The 20,790-nt window shown below is 56.3% G+C and carries 19 protein-coding genes; 10 read left to right on the top strand and 9 right to left on the bottom strand.

Features of this window, described 5'->3' with window-relative positions; all coding sequences use genetic code 11:
• The first annotated feature begins 77 nt into the window (after positions 1-77).
• From KYK14_RS16780 to KYK14_RS16770, 3 genes are all read left to right on the top strand, one after another.
• Complete coding sequence (locus KYK14_RS16780) at positions 78-1,073, top strand: SusC/RagA family TonB-linked outer membrane protein (RefSeq protein ID WP_219160438.1); 996 nt, start codon at positions 78-80, stop codon at positions 1,071-1,073.
• A 35-nt stretch (positions 1,074-1,108) separates the two neighbouring features.
• Positions 1,109-2,665 (top strand): RagB/SusD family nutrient uptake outer membrane protein, encoded by a 1,557-nt coding sequence (locus KYK14_RS16775; protein ID WP_219160436.1) that lies wholly within the window; start codon positions 1,109-1,111, stop codon positions 2,663-2,665.
• A gap of 72 nt (positions 2,666-2,737) precedes the next feature.
• On the top strand, positions 2,738-3,826 hold the full coding sequence (locus tag KYK14_RS16770; protein ID WP_243900079.1) for a glycoside hydrolase family 43 protein: 1,089 nt from the start codon (positions 2,738-2,740) through the stop codon (positions 3,824-3,826).
• Positions 3,827-3,898: 72 nt separating this feature from the next.
• On the opposite strand, the gene KYK14_RS16765 is transcribed toward KYK14_RS16770, so the two are convergent.
• The 3 genes from KYK14_RS16765 to KYK14_RS16755 form a co-directional block, all read right to left on the bottom strand.
• Positions 3,899-7,063 (bottom strand): efflux RND transporter permease subunit, encoded by a 3,165-nt coding sequence (locus tag KYK14_RS16765; protein WP_219160434.1) that lies wholly within the window; start codon positions 7,061-7,063, stop codon positions 3,899-3,901.
• 114 nt (positions 7,064-7,177) lie between these two features.
• Positions 7,178-8,281 (bottom strand): efflux RND transporter periplasmic adaptor subunit, encoded by a 1,104-nt coding sequence (locus KYK14_RS16760; protein ID WP_219160432.1) that lies wholly within the window; start codon positions 8,279-8,281, stop codon positions 7,178-7,180.
• Positions 8,282-8,323: 42 nt separating this feature from the next.
• Complete coding sequence (locus tag KYK14_RS16755; RefSeq protein WP_219160430.1) at positions 8,324-9,616, bottom strand: TolC family protein; 1,293 nt, start codon at positions 9,614-9,616, stop codon at positions 8,324-8,326.
• A gap of 250 nt (positions 9,617-9,866) precedes the next feature.
• Here KYK14_RS16755 and KYK14_RS16750 point away from each other — a divergent pair, with 250 nt between their 5' ends.
• Complete coding sequence (locus KYK14_RS16750; protein ID WP_219160428.1) at positions 9,867-10,304, top strand: hypothetical protein; 438 nt, start codon at positions 9,867-9,869, stop codon at positions 10,302-10,304.
• A 7-nt stretch (positions 10,305-10,311) separates the two neighbouring features.
• Here KYK14_RS16750 and KYK14_RS16745 read toward each other — a convergent pair whose 3' ends face one another.
• From KYK14_RS16745 to KYK14_RS16735, 3 genes are all read right to left on the bottom strand, one after another.
• Positions 10,312-11,709, bottom strand: coding sequence for a sensor histidine kinase (locus KYK14_RS16745; protein WP_219160427.1), 1,398 nt, complete (start codon positions 11,707-11,709; stop codon positions 10,312-10,314).
• A gap of 206 nt (positions 11,710-11,915) precedes the next feature.
• Positions 11,916-12,593: a response regulator transcription factor gene (locus KYK14_RS16740; RefSeq protein WP_185283125.1), complete on the bottom strand. Its 678-nt coding sequence runs from the start codon at positions 12,591-12,593 to the stop codon at positions 11,916-11,918.
• 97 nt (positions 12,594-12,690) lie between these two features.
• Positions 12,691-13,032 carry a tetratricopeptide repeat protein gene (locus KYK14_RS16735; RefSeq protein ID WP_219160426.1) on the bottom strand — a complete coding sequence of 114 codons (342 nt, stop codon included), beginning with the start codon at positions 13,030-13,032 and terminating at the stop codon, positions 12,691-12,693.
• 74 nt (positions 13,033-13,106) lie between these two features.
• Here KYK14_RS16735 and KYK14_RS16730 point away from each other — a divergent pair, with 74 nt between their 5' ends.
• The 4 genes from KYK14_RS16730 to KYK14_RS16715 all read left to right on the top strand — a co-directional run bounded on the left by KYK14_RS16730 (position 13,107) and on the right by KYK14_RS16715 (position 16,330).
• Positions 13,107-13,847 (top strand): electron transfer flavoprotein subunit beta/FixA family protein, encoded by a 741-nt coding sequence (locus KYK14_RS16730; protein WP_185283127.1) that lies wholly within the window; start codon positions 13,107-13,109, stop codon positions 13,845-13,847.
• Positions 13,848-13,969: 122 nt separating this feature from the next.
• Positions 13,970-14,947, top strand: coding sequence for an electron transfer flavoprotein subunit alpha/FixB family protein (locus KYK14_RS16725; protein WP_219160424.1), 978 nt, complete (start codon positions 13,970-13,972; stop codon positions 14,945-14,947).
• Positions 14,948-15,046: 99 nt separating this feature from the next.
• The gene (locus KYK14_RS16720) at positions 15,047-15,670 is read left to right on the top strand and encodes a bifunctional nuclease family protein (RefSeq protein WP_208305968.1); all 624 of its coding nucleotides are present in this window, start codon (positions 15,047-15,049) and stop codon (positions 15,668-15,670) included.
• A 117-nt stretch (positions 15,671-15,787) separates the two neighbouring features.
• Positions 15,788-16,330 carry a YfiT family bacillithiol transferase gene (locus KYK14_RS16715; RefSeq protein ID WP_219160422.1) on the top strand — a complete coding sequence of 181 codons (543 nt, stop codon included), beginning with the start codon at positions 15,788-15,790 and terminating at the stop codon, positions 16,328-16,330.
• Positions 16,331-16,539: 209 nt separating this feature from the next.
• Here KYK14_RS16715 and KYK14_RS16710 read toward each other — a convergent pair whose 3' ends face one another.
• Positions 16,540-17,346 carry an ABC transporter ATP-binding protein gene (locus tag KYK14_RS16710; RefSeq protein WP_185283131.1) on the bottom strand — a complete coding sequence of 269 codons (807 nt, stop codon included), beginning with the start codon at positions 17,344-17,346 and terminating at the stop codon, positions 16,540-16,542.
• A gap of 98 nt (positions 17,347-17,444) precedes the next feature.
• The gene (locus tag KYK14_RS16705) at positions 17,445-18,176 is read right to left on the bottom strand and encodes an MlaE family ABC transporter permease (RefSeq protein WP_185283132.1); all 732 of its coding nucleotides are present in this window, start codon (positions 18,174-18,176) and stop codon (positions 17,445-17,447) included.
• A gap of 113 nt (positions 18,177-18,289) precedes the next feature.
• Between KYK14_RS16705 and KYK14_RS16700 the strand changes: the two genes are divergently transcribed.
• Positions 18,290-19,003, top strand: a complete 714-nt coding sequence (locus KYK14_RS16700) for an SDR family oxidoreductase (protein WP_219160421.1) — start codon at positions 18,290-18,292, stop codon at positions 19,001-19,003.
• A 130-nt stretch (positions 19,004-19,133) separates the two neighbouring features.
• Here the strand turns inward: KYK14_RS16700 and KYK14_RS16695 are convergent, their stop codons facing one another.
• The gene (locus tag KYK14_RS16695; protein ID WP_219160419.1) at positions 19,134-19,907 is read right to left on the bottom strand and encodes a GIN domain-containing protein; all 774 of its coding nucleotides are present in this window, start codon (positions 19,905-19,907) and stop codon (positions 19,134-19,136) included.
• Between the two features lie 12 nt (positions 19,908-19,919).
• Here KYK14_RS16695 and KYK14_RS16690 point away from each other — a divergent pair, with 12 nt between their 5' ends.
• Positions 19,920-20,609, top strand: coding sequence for an SDR family oxidoreductase (locus KYK14_RS16690; protein ID WP_219160417.1), 690 nt, complete (start codon positions 19,920-19,922; stop codon positions 20,607-20,609).
• Positions 20,610-20,790: the final 181 nt, after the last annotated feature.

Genomic DNA, 20,790 nt, shown 5'->3' with positions numbered 1-20,790 from the left:
CCGCCTGTTGGCCCTGGCTTGCGGAATCTGGAATTGGCATCTCAGAAAACGAAAAGAGATTATTTAGGAACAAGTCTATGGGCTTGCTGGAGGATCGACTGACACTCTCGGCTGATTACTACGTTGCCCAAACGCGGCAGGCGTTGGTAAACCCGGTGCCCCCGATTTTCCTGGGCAATGCCGGCACCGACCCCTACCAGCGTATCGGTCGTCTGGAAAACAGCGGTTTTGAACTTAACGTGGGATATTCCGATACGCGCAGTGCATTCACGTATGGCGCATCGGCCAACCTGACGACCATTCGCAACCGGGTGGAGCAGCTAGGTGGTAATGGGCAGATTTATCAGGCCGGCCCGAACGGGGCGGCCCGCACCGAGGTGGGCTACGAAATTGGCTCCTTCTACCTCTATCAGTACGACGGTGTGTTTCAGACGGCTGACGAAGTGGCGGCCAGCGCCCAGCCAGAAGCCTCACCAGGCGATGCTCGCTACCGCGACATCAACAACGACGGTATCATCAACGACCTCGATCGTGTGCACGTAGGGCGGGTATTTCCAAAAATTCAGTACGGCGTAAACCTCACTGCGGGCTACGCGAATTTTGATATTGCCGCGCTGTTTCAGGGTGTGCAGGGCAACGATGTGCTCAACGTAGGAAAATGGTGGGTAGACCGCGGCGACGACAATAGCAACTATCGCACAGACTACAACCCCTGGACGCTCGAAAACCCCACCAATACCCCACGTGCAGTGAAATCGGGCGGCGGCGGTGCTGGTGCCTACTCGGCTGCCAACAACTCACGTATCAACTCCACGCGCTGGTTGGAAAACGGCTCCTACCTACGCCTAAAAAACTTGCAAATTGGCTACAACGTGCCCCAAACGGCATTGAACAAGGTGAAAGGCATCGGTAGCGTGCGCGTGTACCTAACGGGCCAGAACGTCTTCACCATCACCAAGTACAGTGGCTACGACCCCGAAACGCCGGGTGGCGGCAGCCTGGCCCGTGGCATCGACGATGGTACCTACCCCGTGGTGCGCTCCTACACGGCCGGCATCCAGCTGGGCTTCTAAGCGCGTCGTTTCATTCTATTCGCCTCTACTTTGTCATGAAATATCCTTTCTTTAAAATAACCGCGCTGGCGAGCACCTTACTGCTAACCACTGCCTGCGAAAAAGACCTGCTGGAACAGGTAAACCCTAACCAGCCGACCACGGCCTCTTTTTGGGCTACCAGTGCCGATGCCGTGCAGGGCGTGAATGCCTGCTATAGCGGCCTGCAACAACTGGGTACCTACCGCCGCTGGTACAATTTTGCTTATGATCTGCGCTCTGACGATGGCTTCAGCCAGAGCCCCTGGGGCGAACTGGCCGACTTCACCAAGTTCACGCAGGTGAACTACAACTTTGAGGTGTCGCAGAACCTGTGGCGCGATGGCTACCGTGCTATCTGGCGCTGCAACCAAGTGGTTACCAATGTGCCCGCCATTGAAATGGATGCAAAGCTGAAAGCACGGGTAATTGCTGAAGCCCGTTTCCTGCGCGCTTTGTTCTACTTCAATCTGGTATCGCTCTATGGCAATGTGCCCCTGGCGCTGGAGCCCTCCACGCTGGATTACCGGCCTACCCAGGGTACCGAAGAGGCTGTATGGAACCAGGTGTACGCCGACCTGCTAGCCGCCAAACCCGACCTCGATGTTTCGTACACCGGCACAGATATTGGCCGGGCTACCCGCAACGCAGCGGCTACACTGCTGGGCAAAGCCTACATGCAAAACCGCCGCTGGGCCGATGCATCGGCCCAGTTTGCGGAGGTGATTAATTCCAATCAGTACTCACTCACCAATACCTACACCGACAACTTCCGGCACACAACGGAGAACAATTCAGAATCCATTTTTGAAGTGCAGTTCTCCGACGCCAAGCAAGGCGGCAACGACGGCGACGACGCTACCTCGTCGGAGGGGGGGCAACGGTCCCAGTTCTGGGGTGCGCCCGATGCCGGCGGTTTCGTAGATGGAGAGGTACGGCCCTGGGTGGTAACTGAATTTCTGAAGGAAGGGACTACGGCTGGTACCCGCGACCCGCGCTTGGCCGCTACTGTATTCTATAATCGACGGCAATTCTCTACTGCCTTACCGGCTGATGGTGACACGCTGGTGTATGGGGTAGGGTTCTTCACGCGCTATGACAAAAACGATAGGCGCAACCTTACTCGCGTGTACTGGCGCAAGTACCAGACCGACTACTATCGTAATTTCGAGAACTTCGACTCGCCAATCAACCACCGCGTGATGCGCTTTGCCGATGTGCTGCTGTTGCAAGCCGAAGCCCTGAACGAGCAAGGACAGACCGCCAACGCCATTCCGCTAATCAACCGCGTGCGGAGCCGTGCTACCCTGGCGCCGCTCACAAGTGGCAGCTTCGACCAGACCAGCTTACGCACGCAAATCATGCACGAGCGCGTAACCGAACTGACCGGCGAAGGACTGCGTTGGTTTGATTTAAAGCGCTGGAACCTGCTGAATAGCCAGAGCACAGTGGATCAGCTGAAAGCCCGCGATGCCGATTTCAACAACTTTGTAGTTGGCAAGAGCAACCTGCTACCCATCCCGCAAGTTGATATCGACGCGGCTGGTCTAACGCAAAATCCCGGCTGGCAATAGTAACACAGAGAGCCGCCGCGCCTGCCACGGTGCGGCGGCTTTTTTTTACCCCATCCTTCTATCTTCTTTTCTATGTTCGCAGCTATTCTTACTCGTCGGTTGCTGGTGCCTGGTATGTTGCTGGGCGTCCTGGCCTGCGGGGGCGGTTCGTCGTCGGACCCTGCGCCTGCGCCGCCTATCCTCCCGCCCGTTACGCCGCCTACCACTGGGGCTGCTACCTTCAAAAACCCGCTGCTCAATTCTGGCCCCGATCCGTGGGTGTATCAGAAAGACGGTTTCTACTACTACATGAGCACTTCGGGCGGCGACCTGCGCCTGCGTAAAACCGCGAAGATGTCGGAAGTAGGCTCGGCCCCGGAAAAGGTGATCTGGACGCCCAACGGCAGCTACCGCGACATCTGGGCACCGGAAATCTACTTCTTCGATGGCAAGTGGTACGTGTACTTCAGCGCCGATCCGATGTGCTGCGGCGGCCACCGCACCTGGGTACTGGAAAATCCGGCGGCTGATCCTACCACCGGCACGTGGTCGTTGATAGGCAAAGTAGCCACCTCCGACGATAAATGGGCCATTGATGGCACCGTGCTGGAGCAAAACGGCCAGCGCTACTTTGTGTGGTCGGGCCACAAGGACTTTGGCGGCGGGGTAGAAAACGAAACCCAACGCCTGTACATCGCCAAAATGAGCAGCCCCACGGCCCTCACCGGCGAGCGGGTAGAGATTTCGCAGCCTACCTACGGCTGGGAAAAAACCGGCTACCCCTTCGTAAACGAAGGTCCCGAAGCCCTGCACCACGGCGACAAAACCTTCATCGTGTACTCGGCCAGCCATTGCAGCACCGACGATTACGCCTTGGGCCTACTCACGGCCTCCAGCACCGCCGACCCGCTCAAACCCGATTCCTGGACTAAAACGGCTACCCCGGTCTTTACCAAAAATCCCGCTAACCAGGCCTACGGCCCCGGCCACAACGGCTTCTTCAAGTCGAAAGACGGCACCCAGGACTGGCTGATTTACCACGCCAATCCAATGACAGGCCAGGGGTGCAGCAACTCCCGCACTCCCCGCATGCAGCCCTTCGCTTGGAAGAGCGACGGCATGCCCGATTTTGGTACACCCGTAGCTCCTGGCACGGCGCTACCCGTACCCAGCGGCGAGTAACAACTTCTCCTACTCAGAAACACGAAACCCCAGTGCCTTCCGACACTGGGGTTTCGTGTTTTCCGGCGGCGACTATGCCCCTGCCAGCGCCGGCTTGCGGTGGTGCTGGCGCAGGGTTGGGTCGTCGCCGTAGTGGGTGTGCTCGGCGCGGTAGGCGCGCTCGAAGATGAGCGGGAAGATGAACAGCGTGAGAATGGTGCCCGTAATCAGGCCGCCAATTACCACAATGGCCAGGGGCTTCGAGGTTTCGGAGCCGATGCCGGTGCTGATGGCCGCCGGCATTAGGCCGATGGTGGCCATGAGGGCCGTCATCACCACGGGGCGCACGCGGGAGGTCACGCCTTCATGGATGCTGTTGTCGAGGCTCATCTTTTTCAGCATGTTTTGCTTGAACACCGAAATCAGAATCACGCCGTTTTGGATGCAGATACCGAACAAGGCAATGAAGCCAATACCAGCCGAGATAGAGAAGTTGGTGTGCGTGATGAGCAGCGCCGCAATGCCGCCAATGATGGCGAACGGCACGTTTAGGAGCACCAGCCCGGCGTCTTTCAAATTACCAAATAAGATGAACAGGATGAAGAAGATCAGGGCCAGCGAGATGGGCACTACCTGCGTGAGGCGCTGGGTGGCACGGCGCTGGTTTTCGAAGTCGCCGGTCCACTTCATGCTGTAGCCCTTGGGGAGACTCACCACGGCGTCTACCTTGCGCTGGGCTTCTTCGATGGTGCTACCCATGTCGCGGCCCCGGATAGAGAACTTCACGGCCGAGAAGCGCTTGTTGTCGTCGCGGTAGATGAGGGAGGGGCCGTTCACGTCCGAGACGGTGGCAATTTCCGATAGCGGCACGGAGTTGCCGTTCATGGTAGGCACCATCAGGGCCGCAATCTGGGTAGGCGACTGGCGGAAACCTTCCTCGTAACGCACCACGATGGGGAATTTCCGCTCGCCCTCGTACATCTGGGTGGCCTGCTTGCCGCCCACGGCCATTTCCAGCACTGCGTTGGCGTCGGCTTTGCTCACGCCGTACTGGGCCATGCGCCGCTCGTCCAGCTCCACGTGCAGCTCGGGCTGCCCGATGTTGCGCAGCGCGCCCAGGTCGTCGATGCCTTTAATGTCCTTGAGCACGTCGTATACCTGGCGGGCTTTGGCTTCCATCAGCTTCAGGTCGGTGCCGTAGATTTTGACGGCAATGGAGCCTTTTACGCCCGAGGCAGCTTCCTCCACGTTGTCGGTGATGGGCTGGGAAAAGTTGAAGTCCACGCCGGGGAATCGGGCTAGCTTCTCCTTCATGTGTTCAATTAGGGCCTCGCGCTTGTCCTTGTGCTTCATCTCGGCCTCCACCTCGGGGGTGTGCTTGAGCTGCACCAGGAACTCGTTGTTGTAGAAGCCCGTGGGGTCGGTGCCGTCGTTGGGGCGGCCGGTCTGGCTCACCACGTCGCCTACCTCCGGGAAGCTCAGGAATACCCGCCGCATCTCGTTACAGAGCTTGTTCGATTCATCCAGCGAAATACTCAGCGGCAGTTGGGCCCGCACGTAAATCGAGCCTTCGTTCAACTCGGGTAGGAACTCCGAGCCCAAGAAGTGGAAGGCGCCCATTCCTACTACCACCACTACCGTAGCTACCAGCAAGCTAATGGTTTTGCGGGCGTAGGTGAAGGCGAAAAAGCGTTGCGCCCCGCGGTTGATGCCACGCACGAAGACGTTGTCCTTCTCCCGCACGTTCTTTTTCAGCAGAATAGACGCCAGCACCGGCACCAGCGTCAGCGTGAAAATAAGGGCGCCGAGCAGGGCAAAACCGAGCGTCCAGGCCAGCGGCGAAAACACCTTGCCTTCTACCTTCTCGAAGGAGAAGATGGGTAGCAGGGCGGTGATAATGATGGCTTTGGCGAAGAAAATCGACTTGCCCATTTCCCGGCCTGACTTTTTGATCAGACCCATTTTCGAGAGCTTATTGAAGCGCTCCATCCCTACCTCGTGGGCCTTGTGGTCGAGGGCCACAAAGAGCCCTTCCACCATCACCACGGCCCCGTCGATGATGATACCAAAGTCGATAGCACCCATGCTCAGCAGGTTGGCCGACATGCCCTTCAGCCGCAGGCAGATGAAGGCAAATAGCAAGGCCAGCGGGATAATCACCGATACAATCACCGTGGTGCGCCAATCGGCCATGAACACGAACACAATCACCGTCACCAGAATAATGCCTTCCAGCAGGTTGTGAATCACGGTTTCCGTCGAGAAATCGATGAGCTGCTGCCGGTCATAGAAGGTCTTGATCTTCACATCGGAGGGCAGGATTTTCTCGTTCAACTCGGTCACTTTCGCTTTCAAGGCGGCAATAACTTCCGAGGGGTTTTCGCCCTTGCGCATCACCACAATGCCTTCCACCATGTTGTCGTCGTAGTTGCGGCCTACCTTGCCCAGCTTGGGTAGGGCCGACTCGTGCACGATGGCGACGTCCTTTACCAGAATCCCTACCCCGTTCACGTTCTTGATGACCGTGTTGTTGATGTCGGAAATGTTGTTGAGCAGGCCGATGCCGCGCACCACAAAGTTCTGCTGTCCGGCGTTAATCACGTCGCCGCCCACGTTAATGTTCGAGCGCTGAATGGCGTTGTACAGATCCAGCGGCGAGATGCCGAAGTCTTGGAGCTTGCTGGGATTTACGCTGATTTCGTAGTCCTTCACCTCGCCGCCGAAGCTGTTTACGTCGGCCACGCCGGGCACGGCTTTCAGGTTGCGCTCAATCACCCAGTCTTGCAAGACTTTCAGCTCGCGCACGGTTTTGTCTTTGCTGGCCAGCGTGTAGCGATAGATTTCGCCGGTAGGGCCGTAGGGCGGCTGCACCTCGGGGTCTACGCCGTCGGGCAGGTCCACGTCTTGCAGCATGTTATTCACCTGCACGCGGGCAAAGGCATCGTCCACGCCATCATCAAAAATCACCTTCACCACCGACAAGCCAAACAGCGTGGTCGAGCGGATGCTGGTTTTCTTCTGCACCGGGTTCAGGGCAATTTCCACCGGGGCCGTCACAAACTTCTCAATCTCCTCGGCCGAGCGGCCGGGCCACTGCGTGATGATGGTGATTTCGGTGTTCGTGACGTCCGGAAAGGCCTCAATGGGCGTGTTCCGGTAGCTCACCACCCCGGCCACAATGGCCAGCAGCGTCATCAAAAAGATGAAACCGCGGTTCTTCAACGAAAAGGCAATAATGCCCTGGATGAACTTGTTCATTTGAGTTTAGCTATTAGCTGGTAGCTGTTGGCTGTTAGCTTTCTATAGAAGTAGGGTCGATGATTTGTAGCACAAAAGCTAATAGCTAATAGCCATCAGCTAACAGCTAAAAAATCAGTCATTCAACTCGTCGTACACCAGCAGCTGGTTCTGGGCAATGATTCGCTCGCCGTCGTGCAGGCCCGACTCCACATAGCTGGTGTCGCCTACCGTCTTGGCTACCTTCACCTCGCGGGTTTCGATGTGGCTGCGGTCCTTAAATACCATCACGAAATTGCGGTCCTTGTCGAACACCACGCTTTGGGCCGGCACGGCCAGCATCTTCTCGTTTTGGGTGTTTTGCACCTTGATTTGGGCATACATCTCGGGCTTGAGCAGGTAGCCGGGGTTGTCGAGGCGCACGCGCACCTTCATCACCTTCGAGTCGGGGTCGAGCACGTTGAACACCTTGTCGATGCGGCCCGTGAACACTTTGTCGGGGTAGGAGAGGGTGGTCACCTGCGCCGTGTAGCCCTGGTGCACCTTCGCAATGTCCGACTCAAACACGTTGGCCATAATCCACACATCATCCAGGTTGCTGACGGTGAACAGGTTGCCCACGTTGTCGGCGTTGAACTGCATGTGGTCGGTCACGTTTTTCTCCGTGATAAAGCCCGAAATGGGGGCGCGCAAGGTGTAGGTGCCGTCGGCCGATACGCCGTAGACGTTCAGTTGCTTACGGCTCTTACCCACGTTGCTCTGGGCCTTGCGCAGCTCCTGGCGGGCCAGGGTCACATCGCGCTCCGAGGCCAGACCATCTTCGAACTGATCCTCGGCCACTTGCAGGTTCTTGCGGGCAATATCCAGGTCGGAACCGGCCGTAGACGACTGGTTTTGCAAGTCGGCAATTTCGCCGCTGCGAATCACAGCCAGCACTTGCCCCTTGGTCACGTGGTCGCCCAGCTCCACCGAGAGCTGTTCTACCACGCCGCCTACCAGTGGGTACACCTTCACGGTTTTATCGCCGTTGGAGGCAATCTGGCCGGTCAGCAGCAGCTCGTCGCGCACGGGCTCGGCGCGCACCGTATCAATCTTCAGCTCCTGCAACATCTGGTCCGACAGCGAGAAGCCGGCCTCAGCTTTGTGCGGCTGTTCGGCTTCAGTGTGGGTGGAGCAGCTCGCCAAACCCACGGCGAGCGGGAGGGCCAGGGTAGAGGCCAACGTGGCAAAGCGGTTCATATCGTATGCGGTTAGTTTGGTCTGTTGAAAGTATCGGCAGTCTTACTCGGCGTTGAAGACAGTGCGTCCTACCGAGAAATTGAGCGACTCGAACGCCCGCAGGCGGGCAGCGCGCAACTGGTTGAGCTGCACAATGTTGTTTTTGTAGCTCTCGTAGAAGTCCAGGAACTCCACGATGGTGATGTTGCGCTTGGCGTAGCTCTGCTCAATGCCCTGAATCAGGCGCGAAAAGTCGCTGATGTTGCGGGTGGCCGTTTGGTAGAGCGCGTCGGTTTGCTGAGCCTGGCGCCAGGCCTCTTGCACGTCGTTGCGCACCGTGAGCAGCTGCTGGTCGCGTTGGGCGCGGCTCTGCTCAATCTGGGCTTGCGCCGTGCGGATATTGCCCTGGTTGCGGTTGAAAATCGGCACGGCCACGCCCAGGGTCACGGCGTTGTAGTTCTGGATATAGCTGCCGGCGCGGTCGTACACGTAGCCTACGGCCAGATCGGGGGCCGCTAGGGCGCGTTGCAGGCGTAGGTTCTGGTTTTGCTGCTCCACATCGGCCTGGCGGGCGCGTAGGTCGGCGCGGGCTACTTGGGCCGTATCGGCCAATTGTTCTTCCGAAAAGCCCGTTAACGACAAGGCTTGTAACCGGGAATCGTTGACCGTGGGACGGAAGTAGGTGCCCGACGACTCGCGCAACAAAATCCGCAAATCCGATTCCTGCGTGGCAATTTCAGAGAGCAGCGCCTGCCGCTCCGTTTGCAAGTCAAACAAAAAGGCCCGCAACCGAATCACCTCTTTCAGAGCAATGTTGCCCTTCTCATACTGATTCTGGTAGGCCGTTAGCGTCCGCTGAAACGAGTTGATTTCGGTGTTATAAGTGCCGACGGTTTGCTGCTTGTAGTACAGGTCGAAGAAGGTGGTGCGTAGCTGGTAGTTGAGGGTACGCAGCAGGTCTTCCAGGTTGAACTGCTCCACCAAAGCGCCCTGCTGGGCCACGGTGGCGGCAGCTTTGCGGCGGCCGGCAATGGCAAATAACTGCTGCACCTGCACAATGCTCTCACCTCGGCGTGTCACGTCGAAGGCGCGCCGCGTGTTGGGGTTATAGGTGTTTTGCTCCAGCGAAAGGGTAGGGTTGTCCCAGAGCCGAGCCTGTAGAATCTGCGCTTGTGCGGCCGATACGTTGTAGCGTTGGGCTAGCAGCAACAAGTTGTTTTGGGTGAAGCGCTGCTCGGCTTCAGCGAGGGTTAGCTGGGCCGTATCGGGCACAGCCACCACGGGTAGGAACGCCGTGGCGTGGGCAGTGCCGGTCAGCAACAACAGAAAAAACAGCAGCGAGTGAAAGCGAGACATATCCGGTTCTGATAATTGGATATGCAAGTGTACTCCGACGGTATTAGGCTGATATTAGAGTTGGATTAGAAACGGATTAGAAACCGTATATTTGAAATATGTGCTTGTTAATGAGGTGATTAAAATAAAAGTAAATTGAAGCTTATAGGAATAATTATAGTGTCACTCTATTAAATTTCATTCTATTCACTAGCTTCGTCAGTCCACACGGATCATCAGTAGTTCTTACCAGTGCTTATTGCTCTTGCTCATGCAGCTTCGTCTGATTGCTACCACGCCGGGTATATCCATTTACTACGATGAAATCAACCGGTGGCTCTACACTGATTGGCAGGGAGTGCATACACAAGAATCATCTCAGGCGGCGGGTCTGCTGCTCTTGGAAGTTTTGCGCCAGCAGCCCAGCAGCAAAATTCTAAATGACACCTCTACTATCGTCAGCACCTCCGTCGATCTGTCGACCTGGGACCAATGGTGGTTGCGGGAGTTGGTAGGGGCCGGGTTGCGCTACATTGCCTGGGTCTACCCCCGCCTATTTCCCGACCGCGATGCCACAGAGCGTATCCTTATTCACGTAAAGCCGATGGTAGTGACTACGTTCGATGATGTAGCTACCGCCTGCCTGTGGTTGCAGAAACAGGGCGTCGCCGCTCACCCAAGTAGCCCTACAGTAGCGCTTTTAGGCTGAAATATTATCAAATAGTAGCTTGCGTGGTAGAGCATTGAGTCGGGTTGCCTGTAGGCAGCTGCACATCAACCACCGTTCCTTCATGCAAGCGGGAGGAAATATGCAACTGGCCGCCGTGTAGCTCAATAATTTTGCGCGTGAGCGGTAGCCCCACCCCGTGTCCAATAACACCGCGGGCATTATCGGCCCGGAAAAACGGTTGAAAAATGCGCTGCAAATCTTTCTCAGCAATACCGATGCCCTGATCGGCTATCTGAATGTGTACCCGGCTGTCGGCGTAGTGAAAGCTGACGGTAACCGGCGCACTACCCGAGTATTTCAGGGCATTGTCCAGCAAGTTGGTGAGGGCGCGCGCAAGCAGCTGGTGGTTGCCGGTGGTTTCTAGGGCGGTAGGGTCAGATGGCAACTCGCCCAAGCGTATTTGCACCCGCTGCCGCTGGGGGGGCATAATGGCTTCGCGGGCTTCGAATAGCAGCTCATCCAAGCGAATCTCGTCGCCAGTAAAGTTAGTGAAGCTAGCTTGTGTAAATTCCAATAAGTTGTTGATCAGGTCTTTCAGCTGCTGCAACTCCGTCAGCACCGACGCCAGCGCCTCGCGGTACTCGGCTGGCTCCCGGTCGCGCTTTAAGAGCACTTGTACTTCGCCGATGGTAGCCGTGAGCGGAGTGCGCAGCTCGTGTGACGCATTACTGACAAACGTGCGCTGGGCCTCAAAACTCTCTTCTAGCCGCTCCAGCATGCGGTTGAAGGTGTGGGCCAGCCGGGCAATTTCGTCCTGCTCGTGGCGCAGGCCTTCGTCTACCCGCAAGTGCAGGTCGCGGGCCGTAATGCGGTCCACCTGGTCGTTGACGGCCGCAATGGGCGCCAGCGCCCGCCCCGCAAAGATTCGCCCGGCCACGTAGATAACGGCCAGGCTGCCCACAAACGTCAGCGACAAGATGAGGGCGAGGTTTTGCAGGCGTGCTCTGCCCAGCTTGTTTTCTGCCGCCGCTACTATAATATAGTCGCCCTGGTTATCGTGGTAAAATAACCCGATGGCCTGCCGCGAGCCAATAGTGAAGTACATTTCGCCATCGACCACAATGCGGGCCAGTAGCTTATCGGATAGCGTAACCCGCTCATCTTCCTCCAGAAACCGCACCTGGTGGTTGGAATCGTAAATCTGCAATACCTCGTTGTTTAGAGCCTGCAAATAGCGATGCTGAAACGACCGAAAAGCCCCAGCCCGCATTTCATCCTGTTCCAGAAAAATATAGCCCGTCACCTCCGCCCGGTCGCGCAGGCGCTGCCGAAACTCCCGCTGCGAATAGCGAGCTTGCAGCACGTACGCTACCGTAAGTGCCACCGCCAGAATAACAGCTACCATGCTGAGAAACAAGAGCGTCAGACGGTTGCGGATGGTCATGAGAAGAGGGTAGGAAGGATAGGAAGGTTTGGGGGAGGATAGGGGGCTAAGAAAGTAGGGTAGATAAAGAAAAGCGTCTGGCATCCTGAGCTTGCGAAGGACCTTCTCACGCGTAAACGACCATCTTAACAGCGACTCGTTCACCCGTGAGAAGGTCCTTCACAAGCTCAGGATGACAAACTTTCTACTCTTTCTATACCCTTTGCCTACCCTTCCTCCCGCAGCACATAGCCCATGCCTACTACAGTGTGAATGAGCTTGGTAGGGAAGTTCTTGTCGATCTTGTTGCGCAGGTAGTTCACGTATACGTCGATGACATTGGAGCCGGAGTCGAAGGACTCTTCCCAGGAGTTTTCGGCTATTTCGGCGCGGCTGAGCACCCGACCGCGGTTGCGCATGAAAAGCTCCAGCAAGTTGAACTCGCGGGCGGTGAGCTTGATGGGTTGGCCGTTGCGCGTAACGGTTTTGGCGGCTGTATCAAGGTTGAGGTCGGCTAGTGTGAGCACCGCCCCTTTGGCGGTTTGCCCGCGGCGGCGCGTCAGGGCCTTCACGCGGGCCAGCAGTTCAGCGAAGTCGAAGGGCTTGACGAGGTAGTCGTCGGCGCCCCCGTCGAAGCCGTGGAGCTTATCGGTGGTCGTGCCCAGTGCCGTCAGCATCAGCACGGGCACCTGCTGGTCTTGCTGACGAATAGCTCTCAGTACCTCTAGGCCGCTCTGGTTGGGTAGAATCACGTCCAGAATAATCAGGTCGTAGGCGTGCGTGAGCGCCAGCCGCTGACCAAACGTACCATCGTAAGCTACTTCCACCTCATAGTGTTCCTCCTCCAAGCCGCGCCGAATAAACGCGGATACTTTCGGCTCGTCTTCTATCAGTAGGATTTTCATGGGGGTTCTTGGTGGGGTAGGGGATGGGCGTATGGGTAGTTAGGGATGGTAGTTGAGTTCCTATTCAGTTCTCAGCCCTCAGTTCCCATCAAAAACCTTATACCTCATCCTCGTAATCCAAACCCAAGTGCTGATTAAGGGCTTGTTGCAATTCGCTGGCGGCGTGCATCTGGCCGGCTTTGCGGCTTACTTGCAATCCTTTGCGGAAAACTTTTTCGGCTTCATCGGGCTTTTCTAACTGCGCCAGCAGCTTTCCGGCGTGATAATACGTACCCACGTACTCGGGGTGCTCATCCAGCAGTGTTTGATAATATTCCATGGCTTTTTGCGGGTCCAACGCCCGGTATTCGGTGGCCAACGCGTAGATCGTGAAGGCATCGTGCGGGTCGTCGGCGTAGAAAGCCAGGAGTTGCGAAAGGCGGCTGGGTGTGTTTTCCATCGGGTAGGAGTTTTCTGTATCTTCGCCCGAAATTAGGGGCTTTCCCGTATTGTTTGTCTATCTAACGCAGCCTAATGAAGTTTCTCGTTTGCATCAGCAACGTGCCCGACACGACGACTAAAATCACCTTCACGCCCGACAACAAAGAGTTCAACAAGGCCGGCGTGCAATTTGTGATAAATCCCTGGGACGAATACGCCCTGACCCGCGCCATTGAGCTGAAGGAAGCTCAGGGCGGCGGTACCGTGACGGTGCTTAACGTAGGCGAGGCCGATACGGAGCCCAACATTCGCAAAGCCCTGGCCATCGGTGCCGACGACGCCATTCGCGTAAACGCCGCCCCCAAGGACGCGTTCTTCGTGGCTGAGCAGATTGCCAACGTGGCCAAAGACGGTGGCTACGACGTGATTCTGATGGGCAAGGAAAGCATCGACTACAATGGCTTCCAGGTACACGGCATGGTAGGCGAACTGCTGGGCATCCCCACGGTAGCGCCGGCTATGAAACTGGACATGAGTGGCAACAACGCCACTTTGGAGCGCGAAATTGAAGGCGGCAAGGAAATCGTGGAGGTGAACACGCCCTTCGTAGCGTCGTGCCAGCAGCCTATGTGCGAGCCTCGCATCCCCAACATGCGCGGCATCATGACGGCCCGCACCAAGCCTCTGAAGGTAGTAGAGCCCACCGGCGATGCGCCCCGCACGGAGGTAACCGAGTTTGCCCTACCCCCCAAGAAGCAAGGCGTGAAGCTTATCCCCGCCGAAAACGCCGGCGAGTTGATCAAGCTCCTGCGCAACGAGGCCAAGGTAATTTAGTTTGACTGTCATGCTGACGAAGGAAGCATCTTATCACGGCTGCTTTCGTTGGTTTTCCTACTTCAAGTGGCGCGGACGTGATAAGGTCCTTCGCTCCACTCAGGATGACAAAACGCAAAACCATGTCTGTATTAGTAGTTATAGAATGCGATAACGGCGAAGTGAAAAAATCTTCGCTGGAAGTGGCCACCTACGCTAGCCAAGTAGCCCAGCAACTGGGCTCCACGGCCACAGCTGTAGCCGTGGGCGAGGCCACTGAAGACAACCTAGCCAAGCTAGGCGAGCAGGGCATCAGCAAAGTACTATACGATGCTGAGCCTCGCCTGAAAGACTTCGTGAACGGTGCCTATACCAAGCTCATTGCCACCGCCGCCGAGCAGGAAGGTGCGCAGGTACTGGTGCTGGCCAACTCCAACATTGGCGCTGCGGTAGGCTCGCGCTTATCTATCCGGCTGAAAGCCAGCCTGGCGACCAACGCCGTAGAGCTGCCCCGCACCGAAGGCGGACAATTTGTGGTGAAGCGCGGTGCCTTCTCGGGCAAAGCGCTGGCCGATGTGGCCCTCACCACCGACCGCAAGATCATTGCTGTTAAAAAGAACTCCATCGAAGCCCAGCAGGAAGCCGGCAAAACCGCCTCGGTAGAGAAGTTCTCGGCCAACCTGACCGACGCCGACTTTGCCGACGCGCCCAAGCAGGTAGTGATGCAGGAGCAAGCAGGCGGCGTACTGCTTCCCGAAGCTGCTAAAGTGGTATCGGGTGGCCGCGGCATGAAGGGCCCCGAAAACTGGAACCTGATTGAGGATCTGGCGAAGGCGCTGGGTGCAGCTACGGCCTGCTCCAAGCCCGTATCGGACGTAGACTGGCGCCCTCACCACGAGCACGTGGGGCAAACGGGTATCACCATCTCGCCCAACCTGTACATTGCCTGCGGTATTTCGGGCGCCATTCAGCATTTGGCGGGTGTCAATTCCTCCAAGGTGATTGTGGTCATCAACAAAGACCCGGAGGCTCCGTTCTTTAAAGCGGCCGATTATGGCATCGTTGGCGACGTATTCGACGTACTACCGAAACTAACCCAAGCCGTTAAGGAACTAGGTTAAGGCGTAAACCGATTGATAATGAGCGTTTTAATCTATATTAAACGCTCTTTGCAATCCTATTAAGCGCATTCACCTCATTACCAGCACATACTTTCTCCTGTGAAAAAAATTCAGCTCGAGATACTAGGACTTTCTTCCAGTCAATCCCAATCGGGGTCGTTTGCCCTGATTTTGGGGGAGAAGACGGGCAACCGCCGGTTGCCCATCATCATTGGCATGTTTGAGGCCCAAAGTATCGCGATTCAGATAGAAAAAATAAATCCTAATCGTCCGCTTACGCACGACCTTTTCAAGTCTTTTGCCGAGCAGGTGCACGTAGCCATTCTGGAAGTCATAATTTCTGACTTGAAGGAAGGCGTCTTCTACTCCAAAATTGTGTGCTCCGATGGGGCTACTACTTTCGAGTTGGATGCCCGCCCGAGCGACGCTATTGCCATCGGCCTGCGTTTTGGCGTGCCGATTTATACGGTAGAAAGCGTACTGAGCGAAGCTGGTATCATCTTGAGCGACTTGGACGAAAACCCCGAAGAGTCGGACGAGGATGATGACGACGATGACGACACCACGAGCGGCAGCAGCAAGCCTGCGCCGGAGCCACGCGAGCCAAGCGGGCAAGTGTCGTTGGACGAGCTAACCAAAATGCTGGCCCAGGCACTGGAAAAAGAAGATTACGAGAAAGCCGCCAAAATCCGCGACGAGCTAAACAAGCGCAACAAGGAATAACGCGGCCATGACACTGCCAAAGAAGCCTCTTCCAGCTTGGGAGAGGCTTTTGTTTTACCCCGAAGGCCGCCACTGACGCCTTGCTGCTACCTTGCGTTTCCCAATTCACCTCAATCCATGACAACAGACCTTCCCGACTTGCGCTACCCCATCGGCCAACCTACCTTGCCCACGGAGCCATTAGCGCAAGGTGCCCGCATTGCCTACGTGGCCCAACTGGCCCTGCTATCCGACCAGCTCCGAGCAGCCGTAACGGGCCTTAGCCCGGCGCAGCTGGATACGCCCTACCGCCCCGGCGGCTGGACGGTGCGCCAGGTAGTACATCACCTCCCCGATAGCCACCTCAACAGCTTCGTACGTTTCAAGCTGGCTCTCACGGAGGATAACCCTACCATCAGCCCCTACGATGAGCAGGCTTGGGCCGAACTGCCCGACACCGCTGTCACCAAACCCGCCGTATCGCTGGCGCTGCTGGAGGCGCTGCACATCCGCTGGACTACGCTGTTGCGGCAGCTCACGGAGGCACAGTGGCAGCGCACGTTCTATCATCCTAGCTCTCAACGTACGTTCACGCTCGATCAGGCGCTGGTATTGTATGCTTGGCACGGGCAGCACCACGTAGCGCACATTACCGAGCTGCGGCGGCGGGAGCAATGGTAGGGTATAAAGTAGCAATGACGCGGGGCTATGCCCCGTGTCTATTCTAGCCTGCACTGTCAGAACAATGCGTTGGAATACTGCGGAAGATGGCCGGCCAGAAATCTGCACTAGTAGACACGGAGCGCAGCCCCGCACCATTGGTAGTATCAACAAAAAGGTCCCGCTGCACTAAGAGCAGCGGGACCTTTTTGTGAATACCTCACTATAGACTATTTGGCTTGCACAGGGTCGTCGTCTAGCACGTCTTGCAAACCGCCTTCGTCATCCACACGCTTAGCGGCCCGCACGAGGCTACTGCTAAAGATAAATTCTTTCAGCTCAGGTACTTCGGCGTTCAGAATAGTGTCCTTGTCGCCATCCCACAGCTTCATGCCTTTATGCAAGAAGATAATATGGTCGCCAATTTCCACTACCGAGTTCATGTCGTGGGTGATGATGGCGGTGGTGATGTTGTATTCGTGCGTGATTTCGTGAATCAGCTCGTCAATCTTGAGGCTGGTGAGCGGGTCGAGGCCGGAGTTGGGTTCGTCGCAGAACAGATAGGTACAATTGGGCGCAATGGCGCGAGCAATGCCCACACGCTTCTTCATACCACCCGAAATCTCGGAGGGCATTTTGTTGCCGGCATTTTCCAGCCCTACCCGTTTCAGGCAGAACTCCACCCGGTCACGGCGCTCCTCCTTAGTCATTTCGGGCGTCAGCATCTTCAACGGAAATTCAGTATTCTCATATACCGTCATGGAATCGAACAACGCCGAACCCTGAAACAGCATCCCGATTTTGCGGCGGATTTCCTGCCGGATATTCACCTTGTTATTAGTGAAAACAGTGCCGTCGAAGGTGATACTACCCAAATCGGGCTTCATCAGACCCACAATGCACTGGAGCAGCACCGATTTGCCGGTACCCGAACCACCTAACAGCAAATTACATTTGCCGGTTTCGAAGGTGCAGTTAATGCCCTTCAACACAGCGTTTCCGTCAAATGACTTCTGAATATTATGAATCTCAATCATTGTTTTAAGTCTTAGGATTTTAGGGCCTCATAGCCTGAATTGACGCCTTGGTAGATAGGATAACCAAGTTTTCAAGCCTACAAGTCCCTAAAAGCCAATTACAACAGAACAGCTGCCAGCACGAAGTCGGCTATCAGAATAGCGATAATGGAATTGGTAACGGCGCCGGTGCTGGCTGCTCCTACCTCTAATGCGCCTCCGCGGGTGTTGAAGCCTTTGAAAGACGAGATGGCCGAAATCAGGAAGGCGAATACCAACGATTTGATCAGGGCGAACAGGATGTTATAGGGAATGAAATCCTCGCGGATACCCTCAATGTACTCCTGTGCCGAGATAGAGCCCGATAGCGTGCCTGCAATGTAGCCGCCCATGATGGACAAGCCCATAGCCAGAATAACCAGCAGCGGAAACATCAGCAGCGAGGCCAAGATGCGAGGCAATACCAGGTAGGAAGAAGAGTTGATGCCCATTACTTCCAAAGCGTCAATCTGTTCGGTGATGCGCATGGTGCCCAGGCCACCGGCAATGCTAGAGCCTACCTTGCCGGCCAGCACAATGCTGGTGATAGTAGGGGCCAGCTCCAGAATAGTCATCTCGCGCACCATATAGCCAATGGTGGCTTTGGGAATGAGCGGGTTGATCAGGTTGTAAGAAATCTGCACGCAGGTTACGGCCCCGATAAAGGCGCTGACCAACGACACGATAAAAACAGAATCGACCCCAATGAGAATGGCTTCATCGATGGTGCGGGCCCAAAGCGTTTTGAACCGCTCGCCGCGGGAAACCATGCTTTGGAGAAAGAGTAGAAAAGAGCCGAAGGTCTTTACCATAAAAAGCGTCCGGAAAGAGAAAAGCAGGAACTTGCGAAAAAATCAGGTCTATGCGCACACGCGGAAGTAGGCCTGTTGCACCATACGTAAAACCTCAACATATAAACAAAGGAATGCAAAAAAATATCGTCGTAACTGGCGGCAGCCGCGGGATTGGACGTGCTTTGGTAGAGCGGTTTGTGCAGGCCGGGTTTCCGGTCGTCACTTGCGCCCGCTCGGCAGAGGACTTGGCTACCCTAGCGGCCGCCGTACAACAGGCCACGCCCGGAGCCGTGCTGCATACCCTGCCCGCCGACCTTAGTAACCATGCCGACGCAGTTCGGTTTGGCAAATTTGTACAGGCGCTGCCGGGCGAAGTAGAAGTGCTGGTGCACAATGCTGGCGCCTTCGTACCCGGTCGCCTGCAAGACGAGCCTGCTGATGGGGAGCAACTGCGCCAGATGCTGGCCGCCAACCTGCTAAGCGCCTACGATGTGACCCAAGCGCTACTACCCGGCATTATAGCGCAGCGCCACGGGCATATTTTCACTATTTGCTCCACGGCCAGTCTCATGGCCTACCCCAACGGTGGCTCCTACGGCATTGCCAAGCACGCGCTCTACGGCTTCACCAAAAACCTGCGTGAAGAGCTAAAGGAGCATAACATCCGCGTGACGGCGGTGCTACCCGGCGCCACCTACACCGACAGCTGGGCTGGAGCTGGCCTACCCCCCGAGCGGTTCATTAAGCCCAAAGACCTGGCCGAGGCCGTATTTGCGACCTATCAGCTCTCCGAGCAAGCTGTAGTCGAAGAGTTGTTGATCCGGCCGCAACTGGGCGATATTTAGGAGTTAGGGGATAAGAAAAACCGCTGAACGTCATTCCAAGCTTGTCGAGGAATCTTGCGTGCTGATGTTGAATATTATCTTCATCAGCATGTGAGATGTTTTGCTATGCTCTGCATGCCGTTTAATGGCTCTACTCAGCCACCGCCTTGCCCCGGCCCGTCACCTCTACGTGGGGAGTAGGGGCACGGTAGTAAACGGTGCCCGCACCGGCATGATAGATACCTAGCGTGCCCGTTGCGCGCATGTGTGCGTCGCCAATGCTGCTGCGGGTAGTTTGAAGAGTGAGGTTACGCGCTGCTAAATTGGTGGCATTGAGGGTACCACTGCCTCCCAGCAGAGTCACCGCGTCGCCGGTAACGGTGCCGCGCAGGGTCACATCGCCTAGCTCATACATATCCATATTCAGGTACTGCACATCCAGGTTCAAATCGGCTTCGCCAGCACCCAAGAAGTGGTAGAAAAATTGGTCGGCCCGGAAAGGGGCGGGAATACGCAGCGTGCTTTGATCGTACTGCAAAACATCCTGCACGTCGGGCGTATGCACGGTGATTTCACGCGGCGTATCGTAGCGACGGGTCCAGTTGCAGCGGCTGGTGTTGTTGATAATCAGTTGGTTGCCCGAGGTAGTCAGTTCAATGTCTTCCTGCAAATTCTTGCCAGTGCGCACTTCGGCGTACGTCACGGAGTCTTGTACTAGTATCACTTCAACATTGTCATGAATGTAGATCTGCTCAAAGGCTGGTATCTCCCGTCGTTCGGTGGTAATAGGACCGGTGCTTTTCAGGCAGTCGGTTTCGTGGCCGTCGCCGCAGGCTGTGAGCAACAAAAGCAGGCCGCTAGCTAATCCTATGCGTAAAAGCCGGGTAGGGCGGTTAACTTGCGGCAGCAACGCAATCTGAAACATCAAGACAGGCATATGGACTTACGCGGCAAGGTAGCGATAATCACAGGGGGTAGCAAAGGCATTGGCAAAGCCACAGCCGAAGCGCTGCTGACCAAAGGCGCAGTAGTAGCCGGCTGGAGCCGCTCGGCTCCCGACGATTTGCAGCACGAGAACTTCCACTTTTTCGAGTGCAACGTGCAGGAGGAGCAATCAGTACTGCAAGCCTATTCCGCTACCATCGATAAGCTGGGTGCGGTGCAGGTGCTGGTCAACAACGCCGGCATCGGCAACATGGGGCCAATTGATGGGTTCTCGTCCGACGACTGGCACGCTATGTTTGCTACCAACGTGCACGGCGTGTTCTACTGCACCAAGGCGGTGCTGCCGCGCATGAAGGAGCAAGGCGAAGGCCATATCATTAATGTAGCCTCATTGGCCGGTACGGGAGGCACAGCCAACATGGCGGGCTACTGCGCCACCAAATTTGCGGTGCGTGGCTTCTCGGACGCGCTATTCAAAGAGGTGCGCCAGCAAGGCGTGCGCGTAACGTGCGTGATGCCCGGCTCGGTGGAAACCAACTTCGGCGGCATGGAAGCTGGCCAGGAACCCGATCCGCACAAGATGCAGCCCGAAGACATTGCCGAGGCCATCGTGCACGCCCTGGAAGCCCCCAAGGCCACCATGATTTCGGAGATTCAGATGCGGCCTTCCATGCCGAAATAAAGTATTGCCAAAATGGTTTTGTCATCCTGAGCCCAGCGAAGGACCTTATGCCCGCAGAATGAGTCGTTGGTACGGTTATCGTTCAATAGTCGTTCTGACGTGAGAAGGTCCTTCGCTGGGCTCAGGATGACGGCTAAGAATAAGATTCAACAAAGTACATGGTAGAGGTCGAGAAACTCAC

The sequence above is a fragment of the Hymenobacter profundi genome, assembly GCF_019334315.1.
GTDB lineage: Bacteria > Bacteroidota > Bacteroidia > Cytophagales > Hymenobacteraceae > Hymenobacter > Hymenobacter profundi.
This window is presented reverse-complemented; position numbering and strand designations above follow the sequence as displayed.